Raw genomic sequence first — 17,347 nt, forward strand, 5'->3', positions numbered from 1 at the left:
AGAGCCTGGGCCCTCCATGCGAGAGTCTGGGACCTCAGCGCCCTGCCGCGTGTTTCGCGTTCTCTCGATCGAGTGCGCGCAGGGCGAGCAGGCCGCGCACGGCGGCGATGGGCTTCACCAGCGGCTGTTCACCGAATCGGTAGTCTCCCCCGCGGACCAGTCGTCGGGCCAGGTCCGGGCGCATCTGCCACAGGTGGTCACGGGCTTTCTCGGCATGGTAGGAGTTCGAGACGATGCTGATCGTCGTGGCCGGGGTGAGCTCGCGGTCGATGATGGGGATCGCGTTGGCGATGTTCTCCCACGTCGTTGTGCTCTGCTCTTCCAGCACAGTTCGGCCGGTGAAGCCGAGTTCGTCCCGGGCGAAGCGTTCGAGGATGAGGGCCTCCGGTGTTCGTCCTGTGACGGCCCCTCCGCAGAAGATGAGGAGAGTCGACCGGGCTGCCGGATCGATCGACCGCAGACCCGCGCGGACCCTAAACCGATTGATTCCGTTCGGTCGCTGACCGCGGTTGTCATATCCGAGGACGATGATGATCTGGTCGCTGTCGGCTGCGGTCTCGTTTCTGCCTGCCGCGGTCAGGGCCCGAACGCCTGGGCTCGACCACCGAGCGCTCCGTGGTCGCCGGACACCAGAGGATTCACAGTCTCCCAGACGACGGCGGCTCGATCGCCAGTGGGCCGCCTCGGCGAAAGCGAAGACACCGGCAAAGACACCAAGGACGGAACCGGCGAGTACGCGCACCGGGATTGAAAAAGGCACCCTCATGTCGAGAGTGCCTTGATCGCCCTGAGCAGGATCATTCGCCGCGCTGGCGCTTCTCCCACCGGTCTTCCATTCGGCTCATGAAGCCGGAGTTGCCCTTGGCACCGGTCTTCGCTCCGGAGTTCCGAGAGTCCGTCTGAGTGGTGTGCACCTGGCCGGGACGGCTGAATGCCCAGTACATTCCGGCGACCATGAGGCCGAAGCCGACGACGCCGAGGGCGATCCACCAGGCGGAGCTGGAGACAAGCGAGATCGCGAGGATCGTCGCGGCCAGCCCGGCGAGTGCGATGAGGATGCCGAGGACGAAGCGCTTCGCCGAGAACCCGGGACCGGTGGCAGCGGCCTGGGTTTCCGAGATATTCCGGGCAAAACGAGGGTCTTCACTGCGCAGCTGCTTCTCAAGTTGATCCAACAGCTGCTGTTCGTGATCGGAGAGTGGCATCTCGAACCCCCGTTTCGCTTCCCGAGTCTTTCCCTCAATCATAGTCTCTGAGGGCCGAAAAAACATCTCCGGGGGTCGTCAGGAGGCGGATTCCCACGGGGTCTTCAGACTGTGCTCCCGCTCACCCGATCTCAGGCCTCGGGGCGTTTGCGCAGAAGCGAGGCCTGCGAGATCGCTTCGCTGCCGAATCGCCGCCTCACCTCGTCGAGGGCGACCTCGGCTTCACGTCCGGAATGAACTGGTTCGTCCAAGGTGGCCTGCCGTCCGGTGACGGCGAAATCGCTGAGGCCGGCGGCTCGGACTCCGAGCAGCCTGACTCCCTGGGAGCGCTGCTCGCGCAGTTTGCGCAGAGCCGGGCGCAGCGCCTCGTACATCTCCCGGGCCAGATCCGTCGGCGCCGACAGAGTCACAGACCTCGACAGAGTCGTGAAATCCCCGAGTCGGTACTTCAGTCCGAGGCTTGTGGCGACCTTTCCTTCTGCACGGACTCGGTAGGCGACCTTGTCGGCGAGGCGCAGCAGTTCGTGTTCGAGCACGGCGACGTCCCAGATGTCCTCGCCGAAGGTGTTCTCCGCACTGATCGAGTGTTCCTTGGCCTGGTGGTCGAAACCGGACGAGTCCTGACCGTGGGCAGCCCGCCACAGCTGATGGCCGTGCGCGCCGAAGACGCGTGCGGCCCAATCCTCGTCGACTGCGGCGAGGTCGCCGATGAGGCGGATTCCATAGCGGAGGAACCCCTCCTGCGTCTTCTCCCCCACCCCGGGCAGTGCTTCGATCGGCATCGGGTCGAGGAACTCCTGGGTCGCGGCCGCGGGAACGAGCAGCTGACCGTTCGGCTTCGCCCTCGTCGAGGCGAGTTTGGCCACGACTCGGCTGACGGCGATGCCGACCGAGGCGCTCAGACCGGTGCGCTCCTGGATCTGGGCGCGCAGCTGCCTGGTGATCTCCACCGGGGAGCCGAGCCGGCGCACGGCTCCGGAGACGTCGATATAGGCTTCGTCGACGCTGACCTGCCGCACATCGGGGGTGACTTCGGCGACGAGATCGAAGACTTGGCGGGAGTACGAGGAATACAGGCCGTGGGAAGGTGGGATCACCTCGGCGACGGGGCACAGGTTCATGGCCCGCGACATCGGCATCGCCGCATGCACTCCGAACTCGCGGGCTTCATAGCTGGCCGAGACGACGACTCCGCGACCACTGCGTCCGCCGACGATGACGGGGCGGCCGACGAGATGCGGGCGACTGAGCAGCTCGACGGAGACGAAGAACGAGTCCATATCGAGGTGGAGCATGGTGGCACCGGTGTCGTCCGTGCCCAGACGGCTCAGATCACCTCCGGATCGTGCCAGCTGCTTCCGACTCATCGCCTGCCCCTCGCGCTTGTTACTTTCGGCTCCGCCGAACAGTCCAGGTACTCTTGAAGCATGGTATCGCGCACCGCTGTCATGACACTGCCCATCGTTGCCGCGCTCGCTCTCGCGGGCTGCTCGGGAAACGGTGGAGACACGGCCGAATCGACCCCTTCGGCTTCTCAGGAGGCCTCTGCCTCCGCTTCCCCGGCCGAGTCCGAGACCGCCTCGGCCCGAGCATCGACCGAGGCCACAGGCTCGGACCCCGATACATCGAACGATGTGAAGGATCTGCCCGAGTACATCAAGCCGTACCCGGATTCCGAGGTGCTCTCGGCGTCGAGTGTGAAAGCTCACAACGACAAGGACAAGAAACTGCCCGAACAGGTCAGCCTCGTCGTTCGGGCGAAGGCCGATGCCAAGGACATCTTCGAGTTCTACGAGAAGGAGCTCGGCAAGGCGGACTTCGAACGCCTCGGCGATGAGGTGAAGACGAAGAGCGCCCGCGTGGTCAACTTCAAGCACAAGGACAACGACAGCGTCCTCGTCGTCACGGTCGCCGAGGACTCGGAGGACAAGGCGAATTCGATCGTGACCGTCGGCGGAAACATCGGTTCATGACCTCGCACAGATCAGGGATGACCGGCGACGCCCCTGAGCCCGCCCCGTCCACCGCGCCCGGCTCGGCCGACACCCTTCCCACCCTCGTCGACTCCCTCGACTCTCCCGAGTCCATCGCTGCCGAGGTGTCCGCCCAGCTGGAGGCCTTCCTCGCTGAGAAGGCTGCCGAGTTCGAGGCGATCTCACCCGATGCGACAGCGATCGGCGACGCACTCATCGAGTTCACCCGCGGCGGCAAGAGGATCCGTCCCGTCCTGCTGTGGTGGGGCTTCCAGCTCGCCGGCGGTGACGTCCGTGCCGGCGAGGCAGACGGGACCACAGCCGACCGGACAACCGGCGCCGCAGCCGACGTCACCGCGGGTCTGGCTCAGGCAGCCGGTTCGCTCGAGCTGCTCCACGCCGCCGCGCTCATCCATGATGATGTCATCGACAACTCGGACACCCGTCGCGGCCGGCCGGCCCTGCACCGACAGTTCGAGGCCCGTCATCAGCGCTCCGGCTTCCACGGCGACGGCGCGTCCTTCGGCGTCTCCGCGTCCATCATCATCGGCGATATCTGCCTGGCGCTGAGCGAGGAGCTCTTCGAACGTTCGCAGGAGGCCCTGGGCAACAGCCGCACGGCCCTCGAGCTGCACGGAACCGTGCGCCGAGATGTCATGGTCGGCCAGTACCTCGATGTACTCGCCGAGGTCATCCCCCTCGGCGACAACCGGATCGCCGAACGCGCATGGGAGGTCCTGAGCTATAAGTCCGCGAAGTATTCGGTCGAACAGCCGCTCCTCCTCGGCGCGGCCCTGGCCGGAGCGGATGCTCAGCAGCTGCAGGAGATCTCCGCTTTCGGTCTGCCCCTCGGACAGGCGTTCCAACTGCGCGACGATGTGCTCGGAATCGCTGGTGACCCCGAGGCCACCGGCAAGCCCGCCGGCGACGATATCCGTGAGGGCAAGCGGACCGTGCTCATCGCCGAGACCGCGGCCCGGATCTCGGCGGACCAGCTCGAAGTCCTCGCCGCGCGGTTGGGCGATCCGGATCTCAGCGACGCCGAGGTGGCCGAAAGCGTTGACATGATCACGGACTCGGGCGGACTCGCCGCCGTCGAATCCTTCATCGCGGACAAGCATGCCCACGCAGCGACGATCGTCGATACGTGGGCAGAAGCCGATGCCGGTGCAGGTTCAGCGGCAGGGCCGACCGCCTCGGCGCGGGTGCGCATCGGATCGGCCGCACAGGAGCGACTCAAGGGATTCGCGAAAGCGCTGAGCTACCGCTCCAGCTGAGGCCGGCGAGCAGGTCTGCTCCCTTCGAGGGTCCCGCGTTGACCACGTCAAACGCTGCTCACCTCAAGGGTGCTGCGCTGCTCTCCTCGAGCCCGCGCAGATCAGAACGCGAGGGCCTGGGCGCGGCGGCGCACTTCCTTCTTGTTACCCGAGCGAAGCAGGTCGATGGGTCGGCCGGGCAGAGACTCGTCATGAGTGAAGAGCCACACGATGGCTTCTTCGTAGTCGAATCCGGCGTCATAGAGGGTGTGCAGGGTGCCTTTGAGCGGTTTGACGACCTCGCCGTCGACGAAGAAGGCCAACGGAACCCGCAGAACCTTCGGATTGCCGATCTTGATTCCGCAGATGGCGCCGTCTTCGAGCAGCCTCCGCACCTGGGAGATGCCGAGCCCGGTGAGCTCTGCGATGTCGGGCAGCGGGGCCCAGTCCTGGACGAGTTCTTCGGTATTCACGCCCTCAAGCGTAGCAATATTCGGCAGAAACACCCCGCCATGCGGTGCCGAATGCTCGGGTCGGGCCCGGCTACTCGTTAGGCTGGAGACCGTAGCTTCCCCACTCGACATGAAGTCAACAGGTGACAGATGACACGACCGCGACGGCACAGGCCCGTCACCGCCGCTCCTGACATCCGCGCCGCATCGAAGGTGAATTCGACCGGTCCGATCCCAGGAGCCGAACGGGTCGACCCCGAAAACGACTCCCCCGCCGAGGTGGCCCCCACCACCGAATCCCCCGACGATCAGTCCGGTGACGGTGCCGAGGACACATCCGACCGTCGCTCCGCTGACGAGGACGCAGCCACCTCGAGCACCGGTCCACAGTGGATCTCGGGCACCGCGAGTGCCACCGTTCCCGTCACCCACGGCGGCCGCACATACAAAGTCAAGCAAGGCGACACCCTCTACGGTGTGGCCAGCAAACACGGGGTCTCAGTGCCCGCACTGGCCGAACTCAACCGCATCTCGCCGCGTCAGAACCTCCACCAGGGGCAGGTCCTGTCCCTGCCGGAGAAGAACGATCTGCCCGATGATGACCCTTCGCATGTCGTCGCCCCGGGTGACACCCTGCAGGGGATCGCGGCGCGGCACGGAATCTCGCCGGCGACCCTGCGGCAGGCCAACGCCATGGGCGATGACTCGTTCATCACGGTCGGCGAACTCCTCCTGCTGCGTCCGTCGAAGGCCCGCCCGCGTCGCACCCCGACCGAACCGCCGAGCGACGTCCCCCGCGTTGCCGCCAGCGCGCAGGTCGAGGGCATCCGCCCCTCGGTGCTCCACGCGGCGCGACTGAACAAATACACTCTGCTGCACCGCCGCCATCCGGCCCCGGCGCAGGCGAAGCTGCTCGTCGCCTCGCTGGCTGTCGAGCTTGGTGCCGATCCCGCCCTCATGCAGGCCGTCGCCGCTGCCGAATCCGGTTTCCAGCACACGACGGTCTCGGCCGGCAACGCGATCGGGATCATGCAGATCACTCCCCGATCCGGTCGCTGGGCGTCCGATATCGTCGGTCGCGGACTCGACCTGCTCGACATCGAGGACAATATCGTCGCCGGCACCGTCATCCTCGGCTGGCTCATCGAAACCGCCGAATCGGAGAACGAAGCCATCGCCGGCTACTACCAGGACCTGCGCTCGGTTCGCGCCGACGGACTGCTGCCGGAGACGAAGGCCTTCGTTCGCGCCGTCCAACTGCAGCGTGCGCGTTTGGAGGAGGCCCTGTGACCGCCCGCCGAGATCCCCTCATCGGCACGGTGCTCAATGACCGCTACCGCATCGATGCCAAGATCGCCCGCGGCGGCATGGCCATGGTCTACCGCGGCACCGACCTGCGACTCGACCGAGAGATCGCGATCAAGGTCATGCATGAGCACCTCATCTCCGATGACACCTTCGTCGAACGCTTCCGCCGGGAGGCCATCAACGCCGGTCGGCTCACCCACCCGAACCTCGTGGCCATCCACGATCAGGCGCGCGACGGCGACATCGTCTACCTCGTCATGGAATACCTGCCGTCGGTGACGCTGCGCCGCGAGCTCAAGCACCGCGGAACCTTCACTCCCAGACAGGCGATCGTCGTCCTCGATGCGATCCTCGCCGCGCTCGAGGCCGTGCACTCGACCGGTATCATCCACCGCGACCTCAAACCCGACAATGTGCTGCTGGGAACCGACGGTCAGGTCAAGCTCGCCGACTTCGGTCTGGCCCGTGCCGTGACCACAGCAACGACGACCAAGACCCTCATCGGCACGGTCGGCTATGTTGCTCCCGAACTCGTCACCCGGGCCGGAGCAGATGCCCGCACCGATCTGTACACGGTCGGCATCATGTTCTACGAGATGCTCACCGGTGCCCAGCCGTATACCGACGACGTCCCGATCCAGGTCGCCTACCGTCACGTCCACGACACGGTTCCGCCGCCGTCGGACGTCGTCACCCGCCTGAGTCCGCGCCTGGACGCGCTCGTGCTGTGGGCGACATCGAAGGACCCCGAGGACCGACCTGCCGATGCCGCCGAATTCCGCTTGGCGTTGGCGGAAGCGCGTGCGGAGATGTCCGAGGCCGAGCTCGACCTCGGAGATCCGCAGATCGCCACCGGTGAGCACTCCCCCGTGCTCACCGCGAGCATCGACCTCGGCGAGGAGGTGCCGAAGGAGAAGCGCTCCCGCACCGACGAGATCCCATATCTCGAAGGCGAAGAGGACGACACCGAGGCAGACACTGGTGCGGCCGGTCCCGACGATGCCGATGACGATGAGTCCTCCGCCGAGGCGGCTGCCGCAGAAGCTTCCCGCGACGATGCCGACGGGGTCGACAGTACCGAATCGGACGACTCTGATCCTGACGATGACGCCGACTCCGATGACTCAGGTCGTGGCGATGACGACCACACGGACCGTGCTGACGGCGCGGCCGCCGTCGCTGCGGCCGGAGTCGGAGTAGCCGGTGCCGCGGTTGCCGGTGCCGGTGCCGCCTCGGAATCCTCGGACGCAGACACGACGGGTGCGGAAGCCGCAGGCGCTGCCGCCGAGTCAGCTGATTCTGACGCTTCGGACGGTTCCGCTGATCGAGAGGACTCCGACGACGAACCGGTGTCGAAGGATTCGGATTCCGACCGCAACGATAAGGCTGCGGTGGTCGCCGGCTCTGCGGCCGCCTCGGCGGGGGCATCTCCCGTCCGACGTCGCCGACGTCGTGTCCTCACGGGACTCGTCGCCGTGGTTGCCGTGCTCGCTCTAGTCGCCTGGTTCGTGGTGGCGAACCTGCCGACACCGAAATCCATCGTTCCCGGTGAGTTGGCGGGTAAACCCGTCGGTGAAGTCACCTCGCAGCTGGAGGACAACGATCTCAAGGCTGAGCCCAAAGAGGTCTTCGACGACAAGGTTCCCGCCGGGACTGTCATCGGCACCGAACCCGTCAGTGGTGCGGAGCTGGCCCCCGACTCTTCCGTCACGGTCGTCGTGTCCAAGGGTGAGGAGAAGTTCGCGGTTCCGAAGCTCGAGGGCACGACCCGCGACGAAGCAGAGGCCGCGCTCAAGAAGGTCAACCTCGAGGTCGGCAAAGTCGAGGAGAAGTACAGCGACACTGTCGCCAAGGACTCCGTCATCTCGGCATCGCAGAAGGCCGGAACCAAGCTGTCGAAGGGCGAGAAGATCGATCTCGTCGTGTCCAAGGGCGTCGAGCCGATCCCGGTTCCCAACGTTGAGGGGCTGACCTTCGACGCCGCCTATGCGACCCTGGCCAAGCGCGGATTCCGCGTCGGCAAGGACGAGGTGTTCTCCGACGACGTGCCCAAGGGCAAGGTCGTCTCGCAGTTCCCGAAGAGCACCGAGGCAAAGCCCGCGAACTCTCTCATCATCGTCCGCGTGTCCAAGGGCAAGGAGAAGAAAGAAGACTCCGGCTCGAAGGATGACAAGAAGGACGAGAAGAGCGATTCCAAGGACAAGAAGTCTGACGACAAGAAGGACGACGACACAGACAAATAGGACTCGTCGGTCAGTCACGCCGGTCGATCAGGCACGACAGTCGGACAGGTACGACGGGTCGGTCGGGCGAAGATGATTCCCGTCGATCAGACGACAAAGCCGGGGGCTCGCAGAGATTCTGCGGAGCCCCCGGCTTTGTCAGCTGTGGCGGTTACTGGCGACGGGTGAGGTACTCGGCGACCTGGAACGCCATCTCCAGCGACTGATCGTGGTTGAGGCGCGGGTCGACGAGGGTCTCGTAGCGGCGACGCAGACCTTCGTCGTCAATCTCGGTGGCCCCGCCCATGATCTCGGTGACGTCATCGCCGGTGAGTTCGATGTGCAGTCCACCGGGGATCGTGCCTGCATCGCGGTGCGCGTTGAAGAATCCTTCGACCTCGGCCATGACGTCTTCGAAGCGGCGGGTCTTGTACCCGGTGTTCGAGGTGATCGTGTTGCCGTGCATCGGGTCGCAGACCCAGGTCACATGCGGCAGACGGTCGCCGATTCCCGACAGCAGAGCCGGCAGCGACTCACCGATCTGACCGGCACCCATGCGGGTGACGAAGGTCAGGCGGCCGGGCTCGGCGTCCGGGTCGAGTTTCTCGGCCAGGGCCAAGGCGTCATCAGCCGTGGCAGTGGGTCCGAGCTTGACGCCGATGGGGTTGCGCACCTTGGACAGGAAGTCGACATGGGCGCCGTCGATCTCGCGGGTGCGTTCGCCGATCCACAGGAAGTGTCCGGACACGTCGTAGGCTTCACCGGTGCGTGAGTCGATGCGAGTCAGTGCACGTTCGTATTCGAGCAGCAGCGCCTCGTGGGCGGCGTAGAACTCGGTGGTCTTGAGCGCATCGAAGTCGGCTCCGCAGGCATCCATGAAGCGGATGGCACGGTCGATCTCGGCAGCGGTCTGCTCGTAGCGCTGGTAGCCGGGGTTCGATGCGAGGAAACCGCGGTTCCAGTCGTGGACGAATCGCAGATCGGCGAAGCCACCCTGGGTGAACGCACGGATGAGGTTCAGTGTGGAAGCGGAGATGTGGTACGCCTTGAGCAGACGTTCCGGATCGTGGCGGCGGGATTCCTCGGTGAACTCGTAGCCGTTGACGATGTCGCCGCGGAACGACGGCAGGGTGACTCCGTCACGGGTCTCCATATCGGCCGAACGCGGCTTCGCGAACTGCCCGGCCATGCGGCCGATCTTCACCACGGGCATCGATCCACCGTAGGTCAGCACGGCCGCCATCTGCAGAACCGTCTGCACGCGGGCCCGGATCTTGTCCGCCTGGGCTCCGTCGAAGGATTCGGCGCAGTCGCCGCCCGCCAGGACGAAGGCTTCTCCGCGCGAGGCGGCGGCGATCCGCTGCTTGAGCACATCGGCTTCACCGGCGAAGACCAACGGGGGTGAGTTGCGCAGATCGGTGAGCACCTCGTCGAGCGCAGCACTGTCGAGATACGTCGGCTGCTGCTTCGGATCCATCTCTCGCCAGTCGTCGAGACCGCGCAGATTGTCGTGGCCGGCAGCGGCGATTTCTCTGTTGGACAGGACCGGATCGGTGTGGAGACTCAATGTTTCACTTTCATGGGTTTTCGGTACCGGTCTCGAAGTCCTCGGCAGAGACATTGTCGAGGAAGTCCCTGAACTGTGCGACTTCCTCTTCATCGGCCTCGGGGGCTTCGATTCCGGACTCTTCAAGCAATTGTGTTTCGACGAACACGGGGCAGCCGGCTGTCAGCGCCAGAGTCACCGCGTCCGAAGGGCGCGCGGAGATCGACTTCCCGTCATTCGTGTGCAGCTCTGCCAGGAAGATCTGACCGTCCTTGCCGGTGATCGTCACGTCCTGCAGCTCGGCCCCGTACTTCTCGAGGACGTCGAGCAGCAGAGCATGTGACATGGGGCGCGGCGGGGTCAGTCCCCGCTGCGCGATCGAGAGCGCATTGGCCTCGATCGCACCGACCCAGATCGGCAGATAGTAAGCAGGTTCGCTGGCCTTGAGCAGCAGAATCGGTTGGTTGGCGGGCATTTCGATGCGGACGCCGACAACCTCGACTTCGACTTTTGACATTATCCCCCGGTCAGGAGCGCGGACGCTGCTGGAAGATCATTCGGAACTTGCCGATCTGCACATCGGCTCCGTTCTGCAGTTCGATGGAATCGATGAGCTGACGGCCTACATAGGTGCCGTTGAGCGAACCCGTGTCGCGCAGAGTGAACCCGCTGGGAGTGCGGATGAACTCGGCATGCTTACGCGAGACCGTGACGTCATCGAGGAAGATGTCGGCATTCGGGCTTCGCCCCACCGTGACCACATCGGTGTCGAGCAGGATCTGAGAACCGGAGTCCGGTCCGGAGACGACGACGAGCAGAGCATCGGCGTCCTGCAGACCGTCGAGGTCGGGCACAGGGTGGATCTCGCCGGTGTGCGGATCCAGGATTCCCTGGAATTGCTGGCTGCCCGAATCGTTCGACGGGCCCTGTCCGCCGTTGGTCGGCGCGCCCTGCGGCTGACCCGACTGAGCCTGACCGGACTGGGGCTGACCATACTGGCCGGGGCCGGGCTGGCTGCCCCGCTGCTGGTTGGGATCGAATTGGCCGTACTGGCCGGCCCCGTTCGAACCGTACTGCTGCTGGCCGCCCTGCTGCGGATAGTTCTGCTGCTGACCTTGGCTGCCCTGAGGCTGCGCAAACTGACCGGCACCATTGGAACCGTACTGCGTCTGACCTTGGCTGCCCTGAGGCTGACCGCTCTGCTGCTGGCCGTAGTTCTGAGGCTGATACTGCGGCTGCCCCTGGCTGCCCTGACCCTGTCCGGCATACGGCTGACTCGCCGGCTGCGACGCACCATAGTTCTGTCCGCCCTGCGGGGTGCCGCCGAACTGCTGGCCGTTGCCGTACTGCTGGCCGCCCTGGGGCGTGCCGCCGTAGTTCTGTCCGCCCTGAGGCGTGCCGCCGAACTGCTGGCCGTTGCCGTACTGCTGGTCGCCCTGCGGCGTGCCGCCGTGATTCTGGCCATTGCCGTACTGCGGTGCCGGCGGGGCATCGTCGGCAGGCTGCTGACCGTAGGGAGGTGTGTTCCCCCGACCGTTCTGGTCGACCTGAGGGTTCATCCGAGTCGCCGACTCGTCAGCGCCATTGCCGTTTCCGGCCCCGAACGGGAACTTCTTCGACTGCGGGACCTGTCCGTTGTCATACCAGGGCTGCGAGGGGGTCGGACGATTCTGATCGTGGTTCTGCGACATTACGCCTCCTCGCTCTGAATGAGCTCTTTGTACGCCTCGCTGTCCATCAGCGATTCGAGCTGTGTGGGGTCACTGAGTTCGACGAGATACATCCACCCGTCTTCGAAGGGAGACGAGTTCACCGTCTCCGGTGAATCGTCGAGTGAGTCGTTGACCTCTGTGACGGTCCCCGACACAGGTGCGATCAGGTCAGAGACACTCTTCGTGCTCTCAACTTCGCCGCAGGACGCCCCTGCGGTGACCGAATCCCCGGTTTCAGGCAGGTCGACATAGACGACGTCACCCAGCTGTTCCTGGGCGAAATCAGTGATACCCACACGGACTACTGCGTTGTCTTCCGTGGTCGCAACCCACTCGTGGTCGCGCGAGTACCGCAAAGACACTGGATAATCCAGATCTGCCATGTCGACTCCTCTAGTTTGTCGGTGTACCAAGCATAGCCGCCTGGGCCACTTTCATAACAATCACGAAACGGAAATGTTACTGAGTCACCCGGTCAGGCATCTGCAGGACCCGATTCTTCGGTATCTACCTGGGATGATACCTGTTTTTCGAAGGTCACGGAACGCGGTTTTGGCAGTTGGCCTCCGATCGGTATAAGCTAGTTCTCGTTGCCCACGAGGGAGTACGGTAACGGGCTATGGCGCAGCTTGGTAGCGCGCTTCACTGGGGGTGAAGAGGTCGTGGGTTCAAATCCCGCTAGCCCGACCACCCGGGTCATCACCCGCTTTCAATAGAATGTGTCGCCACTTCGCTGAGACGAAGGAGCGGCACATTTTTCATTCCCGCACTCGTCAGGTCCGACGGACGTCCAAGCGGTTCGCGAAGACCACCGTCAGGAGGCCGACGAGCACGAGGATGCCGAGTCCCCACCGCAGTCCCCCTCCGGTGGCGACAACCCCGACCAGCGGACTGGTCCCGAGGTACCCCACCCGCATCAGCCAATTCACCAGCGTCACTCCCCCTGCACGCCCGACCCCGGGCAGACGAGCGGCCGCTCCCAGTGCTCCGGGCACGAGCGTCGCTGACCCGAATCCGAGCGCTCCCATCGAGACGAGCAGCAGAACGGGCTCCTGCGCTGCGATGACGCCGATTCCGCCGCATGCGATGAGACCGCCACCGAAACCCGCGATCCGGCCGGCCCCGAACCTCGTCACGAGCACGTCCCCGCTGAATCGTCCGAGGCATTGGCTGCCGATGACGACGCTGAAAGCGATCCCCGCCGAGGCGGCCGGAACTCCTGCGAATTCGACCGCGGCCAGCCCCGCCCAGTTGTTCGCAATGTCCTCGACCGCGGCACCGCAGATCGCGACGATCGCCAAGGGCAGCGCCGCCCAGAGGACCATCCGTTTCGAACGCCCCACGGCCCCGTCTCCGCTACGGCCCTCAGGTGCGGCATCGGAATCGGCGACCCGCCTCGGCGAGGCATAGTCTCCGATGAGGCGGTGCCCAACGATCGTGATGACCACGGCGGCGACGCCGATGAGCCCCAGCCACGCCCGCATGTCGGCACCGGAGCTGGCGGCCGCGGTTGCGGCGGCTCCGCTGAGCAGACCGCCGAGGCTCCACAGCGCATGCATCGACGACAGGATCGTGCGACCGGCCCGTTCCTGGACGGAGATGCCGACGACGTTCTGCGCGACATCGACGATGGCATCGCAGCACCCCAACAGGAGCAGGCAGATCGCCATCATCACGCCGTTGACCGACCACGCCGTCGCCGAGGCGGCCACACCGAGCATCACCGTCCCTCCGATGACGACCCGGTGGGCTCCGAATCGGGCGATGAGGGCTGCGGGCAGGGCCGAGGACAGCAGCGATCCGACGGCGAAGCAGGCGACGACGAGACCGAACTGCCAGGAACTCAGTCCGAGTCGGTCGACGAGCAGCGGATACCACGGCAGGAGGGCGGCGAAGACGGCGCCGTTGCCGGTGAAGTAGAGGCCGACCCCGGCCGCGCCCCTCACTCTGCCTTCACGACTTTCGCCGCGCGCAGGTCACGCCCTGCCTGCCCGAGGATCACGAGCGCGACCAGGACTCCGAGCAGAATCCACCACAGTGAACCGGTCATGAAGATGAGCACCATCGAGGCGAGTATCGGCACCAGGCGGCGCAGCGACCACCACACGTAGCCGCCGAAGCTCGGCATCGCCACGTTCGCCGAATCTGCGACGGACTTGACCATGAAGTTCGGTCCGTTGCCGATGTAGGTGATGGCCCCACCCATGACGGCGCCGAGCGAGACCGCGATGAGCAGCGTCTCGGGCACTCCCGCCACCTTCGGTTCGCCCGGCACCCGCGCGGCCATCTCGAAGAAGGTGACATAGGTCGGAGCATTGTCGAGCACGGAGGAGAGACCGCCGGTGAAGATGAACAGGGAGATCTCGCCCAGCGGGATCTTGTGGGCGATCTGTCCGAGGTACTGCAGGGCCGGCATCATCGTGAGGAAGATGCCGATGAAGAGCGACCCCACCTCGAGGATCGGCGTCCAGGTGAACTTGTTGAGGTTGAACCGGGCACCGCGGTCACCGACCAGGAATGACGTCACCGCGGAGACGAGCATGACGAGCTCACGCCACGGCACGAAGTCCGAGGCGCTCGCATGTCCTGTCTCGATCGCATGCATGTCGACCGAGGGGATGAACGCGACGGCCACGATGATGATCGCGAGGAACAGCAGACCGCTGGCACCGCGCAGGCCGAGTTTCGTCGCATGCTCGGCATCCTTGGCCAGCGCCTCGGCCGGCTCCTTGGCGTACATCTTCTTATCGAGTGCGAAGTAGCTGATGAGCAGCAGGGCGTTGACGAACAGCCAGTACGGCCAGAGCCCGAACGTCCACTCGAAGGGCACTCCGCGCAGCATTCCGAGGAACAGCGGCGGATCGCCCAGCGGTGTGAGCAGACCGCCGCAGTTCGCGACGATGAAGATCGTATAGATGACGGTGTGGGTGCGGTGCTTGCGGTCCTGATTCGTGTTGAGGATCGGGCGGATGAGCAGCATCGCCGCACCCGTGGTGCCGATGAATGAGGCGAGCACACCGCCGACGGCGAGGAAGATCGTATTGTTCCGCGGAGTCGCCTTGATGTCGCCGACGAGGAAGATGCCGCCCGAGGCGACGAAGAGGCTGCCGATGAGGATGATGAATTGGAAGTACTCGAGCAGCGCGTGGATGACGGTCGTCGACTCTCCGCGGAGCAGGAACCACACGGCGATCGGCACACCGAGGATGAGCGCGACGATGAGCTTGACGAGGTTGCGATCCCAGATCTTCTCCGTGGCCGGAATGAGCGGGAGCACCGCGATGCACCCGAGCAGCAGCACGAACGGAATGATGCTCCACCAGGCCACGACCATCCGGGGACTCCTTTATTCAGTGTCGACGAGCAGACTCGTCCAGTCGACGTTGACGCTGTCTTACTCTACTGAACTCGTACGGCGCACCGGACCACGGTCTGCCACACAGACGCAGCTTGCCGCATGGACACAGAGAACCGTGGGCGATGTTCGTTGAGTTCACCGAGGCGGCCGGCAGGTCGGCAGGGATGCCGTTCAGTTCGCCGAGGCGGAGGCCGATTCCTCGGTGGGGGTGTGATCCTTGCGCAGTCCGATGAGCAGACCGCCGATCGCGACGATGAAGACGAGGCCGAGCCCGACGGTCAGCCCCGGTTCGGCTTGGTAGGCCTTGGCCACCGCCTTGAAGCCGAGGAACCCGACGGTCGAATAGATGAGCGCCCACAGCGATCCGCCGACGGCGAGCGCCGGGAGGTAGCGGCGGTAGCGCATCCCCGTGGTTCCGGCAGCGAGGTTGACCACGGTCTGCAGCCCGACGGTGAGGAAGCTCAGGGCCACGACGGGTGCCCCGAAGCGGTCGATGGTGTCCTCGGCGCGGCGGTATTTGGGTCCGGCCATGATCTTCTCGACTCGGTGGAACTTGCGGATTCCCTTGCGGGCGAAACGGCCGAGGGCGAAGGTGCCGCCGGCGCGGACGACGATGATGCCGAACATGATCAGCCATGTCACTGCGATCGGAAACGACCAGTCGAGCGGATTCATCGGTGCGGCGCACTCCTCTCTCTGGGCGTTCCGCTGCGCGGACGCACTGCGGCTTCACGGATCGGTCTCGATCATCATAGCCCCGTTAGGTTAGGTTTCCCTCACAGAGCGGCCGGTCGAGACCGATCTCACCCACCGAGGCGGTGAACCGCTCAGACGAGCCCACCGTCGAGGTAGACCGAGTTGACCCGGTCCTCGATTCCACGGACGTCGGCGGTGCGCAGGTCGCCGTCCACGACGACGAGGTCGGCCAGTCCGCCCTCGCTGATTCGGCCGACCCGATCGTCATCGAGCAGGCGGGCGGCCACGGAGGTTCCGGCGGCGAGCGCCTCCGTCGTGGACAGTCCCACCTCGGCCAGCAGGCTGATCTCTTCGAGGTTCTCCCCGTGCGGTCCGACTCCGGCATCGGTGCCCAGCGCGATCGGGACTCCTGCTGCGTGGGCCCGGCCGATCGACTCCTGATGGGCGTCGACGACGCGACGGGCCTTGTCGACGACGGAGGCGGGCAGTCCGGCCCCGGCGTCGGCGGCCTTGATGACGGCCTGCGGGGCCTGCAGTGTCGGGACGAGGAAGGTGCCGTGTTCACACATGAGGTCGATGGCTTCGTCGTCGAGGTAGATGCCGTGTTCGATCGAACGCACCCCGGCGCGGACGGCGTTCTTGATTCCCGGTGCGCCCTGCGCGTGGGACATCACGTGCGCACCTTGGGCGGCCGCCTCGGCGACGATGACAGCGATCTCGGCTTCGGTGAACTGGGAGTGACGCGGATCGTCGCGTGGGGAGAGCACTCCCCCGGTCGAGCAGATCTTGATGTGGTCGGCCCCGGCTCGCAGCATTTCGCGGGTCTTCTTCTGCACCTCTTCGAGTCCGTCGGCGACGCCGGACGGCCGGCCGGGGTGAGGGGCCAGGAAAGGAGACTCCGCCCCGGAGACGAGGTGGAAGTCTCCGTGGCCACCGGTCTGGGACATGATGTTGACGGCGATCGTCAGCCGCGGACCGCGCACCACACCGGTCTCCACGGCGACCTTCGCACCGAGGTCTGTGCCTCCGGCGTCGCGCACGGTCGTGACTCCGCCGTTGAGGGTGGCTTCCATATTCTTCACGGAGTTGAAGAACTGGAGCGAGAACGGGTCGTGGAAGTTCGAGGTGGCTGCCGCGCCGCTGCTCGTGAGATGGACGTGGCAGTCGATGACTCCGGGGATGATCGTCCTCCCCGTGCAGTCCACGTAGTCGTCACCTGCGTTGTGCGAACCCTGCCCTCCTTCCGCCACCGAGGCGATCCGTCCGTCGTCAATGACGACGTCGCGGGTGCCGGGCAGGAAGCGGGTTCCGTCGAAGACCGTAGCCTGGGTGAGAACTGTGACCATGGGCGTGCTCCTCATCGTTGAAAATTATCTGGACGACCGTGGACGGTCGGCTCCTCACATCTATCACGGACGCTTGCTCTGTGACGAGAGGGACCGCTCCGCGCTGTGACGAGAGCGACCTCTCCGTGACGATCAGGGCGGTATCGAAGAGAACTGTGACTTAAGATCAGACATCGGAACCGGAATGCGCACTGTTCGCGCCCCGACCCGTGTTCACGTCCGCGACACCTTCTTGGGTTATGGTCACCGGCGGCACCGGTCAGCCCGGCGCCG

General features: G+C 65.3%; 16 protein-coding genes and 1 tRNA gene. 5 read left to right on the forward strand and 12 right to left on the reverse strand.

Annotated elements, in window-relative coordinates:
- Positions 1-34 precede the first annotated feature (34 nt).
- The 3 genes from HK353_RS04705 to dinB all read right to left on the reverse strand — a co-directional run bounded on the left by HK353_RS04705 (position 35) and on the right by dinB (position 2,572).
- Complete coding sequence (locus tag HK353_RS04705) at positions 35-766, reverse strand: YdcF family protein (RefSeq protein ID WP_173153029.1); 732 nt, start codon at positions 764-766, stop codon at positions 35-37.
- A gap of 31 nt (positions 767-797) precedes the next feature.
- Positions 798-1,205, reverse strand: coding sequence for a DUF3040 domain-containing protein (locus HK353_RS04710; RefSeq protein WP_173153032.1), 408 nt, complete (start codon positions 1,203-1,205; stop codon positions 798-800).
- A 131-nt stretch (positions 1,206-1,336) separates the two neighbouring features.
- Positions 1,337-2,572: a DNA polymerase IV gene (dinB, locus tag HK353_RS04715; protein WP_173153049.1), complete on the reverse strand. Its 1,236-nt coding sequence runs from the start codon at positions 2,570-2,572 to the stop codon at positions 1,337-1,339.
- A gap of 60 nt (positions 2,573-2,632) precedes the next feature.
- Here dinB and HK353_RS04720 point away from each other — a divergent pair, with 60 nt between their 5' ends.
- Entirely contained in the window at positions 2,633-3,178 is a 546-nt protein-coding gene (locus tag HK353_RS04720; RefSeq protein WP_245395770.1) for a hypothetical protein, read from the forward strand.
- Positions 3,175-4,455: a polyprenyl synthetase family protein gene (locus HK353_RS04725; protein WP_245395771.1), complete on the forward strand. Its 1,281-nt coding sequence runs from the start codon at positions 3,175-3,177 to the stop codon at positions 4,453-4,455. The genes HK353_RS04720 and HK353_RS04725 overlap by 4 nt, the downstream gene beginning before the upstream one ends.
- 101 nt (positions 4,456-4,556) lie before the next feature.
- Here the strand turns inward: HK353_RS04725 and HK353_RS04730 are convergent, their stop codons facing one another.
- On the reverse strand, positions 4,557-4,907 hold the full coding sequence (locus HK353_RS04730) for an Rv2175c family DNA-binding protein (protein ID WP_101546273.1): 351 nt from the start codon (positions 4,905-4,907) through the stop codon (positions 4,557-4,559).
- A 129-nt stretch (positions 4,908-5,036) separates the two neighbouring features.
- Here HK353_RS04730 and HK353_RS04735 point away from each other — a divergent pair, with 129 nt between their 5' ends.
- Both HK353_RS04735 and HK353_RS17410 read left to right on the forward strand, forming a co-directional pair.
- Positions 5,037-6,176 carry a lytic transglycosylase gene (locus HK353_RS04735; RefSeq protein WP_173153052.1) on the forward strand — a complete coding sequence of 380 codons (1,140 nt, stop codon included), beginning with the start codon at positions 5,037-5,039 and terminating at the stop codon, positions 6,174-6,176.
- Positions 6,173-8,437, forward strand: a complete 2,265-nt coding sequence (locus HK353_RS17410; protein WP_173153055.1) for a protein kinase domain-containing protein — start codon at positions 6,173-6,175, stop codon at positions 8,435-8,437. Before HK353_RS04735 ends, HK353_RS17410 begins: the two co-directional genes overlap by 4 nt.
- Positions 8,438-8,588: 151 nt before the next feature.
- On the opposite strand, the gene HK353_RS04745 is transcribed toward HK353_RS17410, so the two are convergent.
- The 4 genes from HK353_RS04745 to gcvH are packed head-to-tail and all read right to left on the reverse strand — an operon-like array spanning position 8,589 to position 12,057.
- A complete protein-coding gene (locus tag HK353_RS04745) occupies positions 8,589-9,983 on the reverse strand; it encodes a class II 3-deoxy-7-phosphoheptulonate synthase (RefSeq protein ID WP_173153058.1) in 1,395 nt (464 codons plus the stop codon).
- A gap of 10 nt (positions 9,984-9,993) precedes the next feature.
- A complete protein-coding gene (locus HK353_RS04750; RefSeq protein WP_173153061.1) occupies positions 9,994-10,479 on the reverse strand; it encodes a bifunctional nuclease family protein in 486 nt (161 codons plus the stop codon).
- A 10-nt stretch (positions 10,480-10,489) separates the two neighbouring features.
- Complete coding sequence (locus HK353_RS17540; RefSeq protein WP_173153064.1) at positions 10,490-11,653, reverse strand: FHA domain-containing protein; 1,164 nt, start codon at positions 11,651-11,653, stop codon at positions 10,490-10,492.
- On the reverse strand, positions 11,653-12,057 hold the full coding sequence (gene gcvH / locus HK353_RS04760; protein WP_173153067.1) for a glycine cleavage system protein GcvH: 405 nt from the start codon (positions 12,055-12,057) through the stop codon (positions 11,653-11,655). Before gcvH ends, HK353_RS17540 begins: the two co-directional genes overlap by 1 nt.
- Before the next feature lie 230 nt (positions 12,058-12,287).
- On the opposite strand from gcvH, the gene HK353_RS04765 reads away from it, so the two are divergent.
- Positions 12,288-12,364: transfer RNA gene (locus HK353_RS04765), tRNA-Pro, on the forward strand.
- Positions 12,365-12,447: 83 nt separating this feature from the next.
- Here the strand turns inward: HK353_RS04765 and HK353_RS04770 are convergent.
- The 4 genes from HK353_RS04770 to HK353_RS04785 all read right to left on the reverse strand — a co-directional run bounded on the left by HK353_RS04770 (position 12,448) and on the right by HK353_RS04785 (position 17,074).
- Positions 12,448-13,620, reverse strand: a complete 1,173-nt coding sequence (locus HK353_RS04770) for an MFS transporter (protein WP_173153070.1) — start codon at positions 13,618-13,620, stop codon at positions 12,448-12,450.
- The gene (locus HK353_RS04775) at positions 13,617-15,008 is read right to left on the reverse strand and encodes a sodium:proton antiporter (RefSeq protein WP_173153073.1); all 1,392 of its coding nucleotides are present in this window, start codon (positions 15,006-15,008) and stop codon (positions 13,617-13,619) included. Before HK353_RS04775 ends, HK353_RS04770 begins: the two co-directional genes overlap by 4 nt.
- A 195-nt stretch (positions 15,009-15,203) precedes the next feature.
- Positions 15,204-15,707, reverse strand: coding sequence for a DedA family protein (locus tag HK353_RS04780; RefSeq protein WP_173153075.1), 504 nt, complete (start codon positions 15,705-15,707; stop codon positions 15,204-15,206).
- Between the two features lie 152 nt (positions 15,708-15,859).
- Entirely contained in the window at positions 15,860-17,074 is a 1,215-nt protein-coding gene (locus tag HK353_RS04785) for a metal-dependent hydrolase family protein (protein ID WP_173153086.1), read from the reverse strand.
- Positions 17,075-17,347: the final 273 nt, after the last annotated feature.

The organism is Brevibacterium permense, assembly GCF_013280495.1.
GTDB classification, from domain to species: Bacteria; Actinomycetota; Actinomycetes; order Actinomycetales; family Brevibacteriaceae; genus Brevibacterium; species Brevibacterium permense.

Excerpts from the sequence above, each read along its gene's own strand:
- HK353_RS04705 (WP_173153029.1), bottom strand. The coding sequence starts at position 766 with ATGAGGGTGCCTTTTTCAATCCCGGTGCGCGTACTCGCCGGTTCCGTC.
- HK353_RS04710 (WP_173153032.1), bottom strand. The coding sequence starts at position 1,205 with ATGCCACTCTCCGATCACGAACAGCAGCTGTTGGATCAACTTGAGAAG.
- dinB (WP_173153049.1), bottom strand. The coding sequence starts at position 2,572 with ATGAGTCGGAAGCAGCTGGCACGATCCGGAGGTGATCTGAGCCGTCTG.
- HK353_RS04720 (WP_245395770.1), top strand. The coding sequence starts at position 2,633 with ATGGTATCGCGCACCGCTGTCATGACACTGCCCATCGTTGCCGCGCTC.
- HK353_RS04725 (WP_245395771.1), top strand. The coding sequence starts at position 3,175 with ATGACCTCGCACAGATCAGGGATGACCGGCGACGCCCCTGAGCCCGCC.
- HK353_RS04735 (WP_173153052.1), top strand. The coding sequence starts at position 5,037 with ATGACACGACCGCGACGGCACAGGCCCGTCACCGCCGCTCCTGACATC.
- HK353_RS04750 (WP_173153061.1), bottom strand. The coding sequence starts at position 10,479 with ATGTCAAAAGTCGAAGTCGAGGTTGTCGGCGTCCGCATCGAAATGCCC.
- HK353_RS17540 (WP_173153064.1), bottom strand. The coding sequence starts at position 11,653 with ATGTCGCAGAACCACGATCAGAATCGTCCGACCCCCTCGCAGCCCTGG.
- gcvH (WP_173153067.1), bottom strand. The coding sequence starts at position 12,057 with ATGGCAGATCTGGATTATCCAGTGTCTTTGCGGTACTCGCGCGACCAC.
- HK353_RS04775 (WP_173153073.1), bottom strand. The coding sequence starts at position 15,008 with ATGGTCGTGGCCTGGTGGAGCATCATTCCGTTCGTGCTGCTGCTCGGG.
- HK353_RS04780 (WP_173153075.1), bottom strand. The coding sequence starts at position 15,707 with ATGAATCCGCTCGACTGGTCGTTTCCGATCGCAGTGACATGGCTGATC.
- HK353_RS04785 (WP_173153086.1), bottom strand. The coding sequence starts at position 17,074 with ATGGTCACAGTTCTCACCCAGGCTACGGTCTTCGACGGAACCCGCTTC.